A 3,081-nucleotide genomic window follows, 5' to 3' on the forward strand; every position below is an offset into this window, starting at 1 on the left:
AAAAAAATCTATATACTAATATTTTCCTATCCCTCAGATTGTTTATAAGAAAATATATCTCTTGGTTGGGGGGGGGGGGGGGGGGGGGGCATCTCTTTTTGTTTTTTCTTGATTTTTTACCTTTTTGTGTGGGTGTTTGGTATTTTTCGTTAGTTTTATATATGTGATTGTTCACTATTTATTAATAGGGAGTGTTCATTATCAACATTCTCTTTTTTATGTTTTGATTATTGTCTTGTAAACTTTGAAAAATTCAGTAATGTACTTTTCTTGTCAACAAAGTTGTTGATTTCTAGAGATATAATCATTGATAAATCTATTAATAATTCTAGTTAGGGGTTATATTTGTATTAATTCATTGTCTTTAGCTAAATAGTCAAAATATAATCAATAATGAAACAAATTTGATTTAAAGGAAATTTAAGATTTTTATATAAAATATAAAGGAGGTGAAAATAATGGAAAAAAGTACGCGAAAAAAAACTTTAATCCATACTTTAATTATATTATCCATTATTTTATTAGCAGCTATTAGTCTGCAAACTAGCTTTGCAATTGATAGGCCTGTTGACAATTCAACAGCAGGTGGAGGTATACGTGAAGGACTAAATATTGCAAATCCAAATGGGGATAAGCTATTATTGGATGAAGGAAATTACACAGGAACTAATAACACAGGTTTGGCTATTAATAAGAATGTAACAATTCAAGCAAAAGGACCACAAGAGAAGGTGGTCATAGATGCTCAAGGATTAGGTAGAATATTTACAATAGGTAACAATACCAATGTGACTTTTATTAACCTAATATTCATTAATGGACATATTATTGGTAATGGGGGTGCAATCTATAATAATTATGCTGAATCAAGTATGACATTTATAAATTGTACTTTCATTAATAACGAAAATGATCTTGTATATGGTAATGGTGGTGCAATCTATACTAGAGGAGATTTAACAGTTTCTGGATCTAATTTCACAAATAATACTGGAAATTGTGGTGGTGCAATCTGGAGTGATGGTATTAATATGTTTGTGGTTAACTCTACATTTATTAATAATACTGGAACTTATGTTACTAGAATTGGAACTACAATCCATGTTAATTATACTTGTAATTCAATTATTTCTCTTAAAAACAATAATATTTCATCTAGTAGTCAAAGTGGTCTTATTTATGATATTTTTATAGAGTCTACTGGTAATAATACTATAAATTTAACTGATAACATTATGAATGGAAAAGGAATTGGTATGATTTTAAATAATTGTAATAATACCATAATTTTCACTAATAATACTATAAATACTCATAATGGATACTACCCATCTAGGGATGCTATTTCTTTGGATGCACAATATGGTAAAAATAATATAATTTTCATTAATAATGACATAATTGGGTCAGAAAATGGCATTTTACTAGGATTACGTGGAAGTAATAATGATATAAAACTTATAGGTAATAATATTACTGCTAATTCGACTTATTCGAATGGTGTTTATCTAGAAGCATATGGTAATAATACAAACAATATATCATTTGTTAATAATAATGTTAAAGGAAGAAACTTTGGTTTTTATCTAGATATGTACAATAATAGTATAAGTAATATAACTATCAACAATAATAATATCTATGTAAATTATTCTTCTATTTATGTTCTTAGTAGTCTTATTTATTTGAATGCACAAAATAACTCTAATAATAATCTAAATATCACTAATAATAACATTACTGGGAATTCTACTTATATTTGTCTTTTCAATGCAACTAATAGTTCTAACAATAACATAATTATCAACAACAATATTTTCAACAATATAGGAACAGCTACAAATGCAGAATCATTTAGAGTTTATTTAATAGGGGGTAATATTAGTAACAATGTAACTTACAATAACAATAAAATGTTATCAACATTAGCGGCAGGCAGACTTTCATTATCTTTAGGTAGTGGAAGTGTCAATGTTATAAATGTAACTAACAATAATGTTTCAGGAATGTCTATAGGTGGTAGTCGTACTAATAACATAATAAATATTAGTAAAAACAATTTTAAAACAGGGACTGGAGTTGCTGGAACTACTATTGCTATAGGATTGTCAGGAAATAGCATAAACAATGTAAATATCAACAACAACATACTTCAAGGAGGAAATGGTAATAGTGACTTGACTATTTCACTTAGAGTAGAAAACAGTAACAACACTATAAATGTTACCAACAATGATGTATCAGGAGCTACTTGTGTCTATCTTCAGGCATATAATAGTACTAATCATCTTTTAAATTTTGCTCAGAACAATTTTAATGCTTCTTCTTCTGGTACTAGTTATGTTATGGAGGTCGTATTACGTAATGCTCAACTTAATGGTTTGTCTGTAATTAATAATACTGTTTGGAGTCGTACTTATTTTGTCTATTTTGATGCTTATTATGGGGCTAATTTAACTAATATTCTTATTTCAGGCAATAACGTTACTAATACTGTAACAGGCTTTTATTTTGGTGCACAGAACACAACTGTTTCTGGCATATCTAATTTTACAAATGTAACAATCAATTATAATCGTATTTTGGCTAATACTGGTTTGTATATATATGCTCCAGATGGATATAATGGCAATATTGATGCAAATCTTAATTGGTGGGGCAATAATTATCCAGTAATTAATGGAATGACTTTGGATAATTGGTTTGCTATGGAATTATCTACTGACACCTATAAAACAATAGAAAATTCTTCTTCTCTAATGCCTACTTCGGTTGTTAGATTATCATACCAACTTAAGCTTTATAATAACAATACTAATACTACTAGTCTTGCTGGTTATGGTAATTTGCCTGATTTTAATGTAAGTGTATATTGGAGAGTAAATGGAAATATAAATGATTTCATTAGTGATAATGCTCAGAATGGTCCTTATTATCGCGATATACTTGCTTTAACTAATAATATTAGTATTTCAGTAATGGGTGATAGGGGAGACTATTTATTAAGTCGGCTATTTTACGAAACAAATTCTACTATTGTTGTTCCTGGTGGTCGTGTAGGTCAGCAGGCTACTATTAGTG

The 3,081-nt window shown here is 28.5% G+C and carries 1 protein-coding gene; it reads left to right on the forward strand.

What is annotated here, in order from left to right; genetic code table 11:
• Nucleotides 1–458: 458 nt before the first annotated feature.
• Nucleotides 459–3,081: hypothetical protein (locus tag Q0087_RS09200; RefSeq protein ID WP_297899737.1), on the forward strand; the 2,623-nt coding region annotated here is incomplete at its 3' end.

The organism is uncultured Methanobrevibacter sp. (genome assembly GCF_937881195.1).
Classification (GTDB): domain Archaea; phylum Methanobacteriota; class Methanobacteria; order Methanobacteriales; family Methanobacteriaceae; genus Methanobinarius.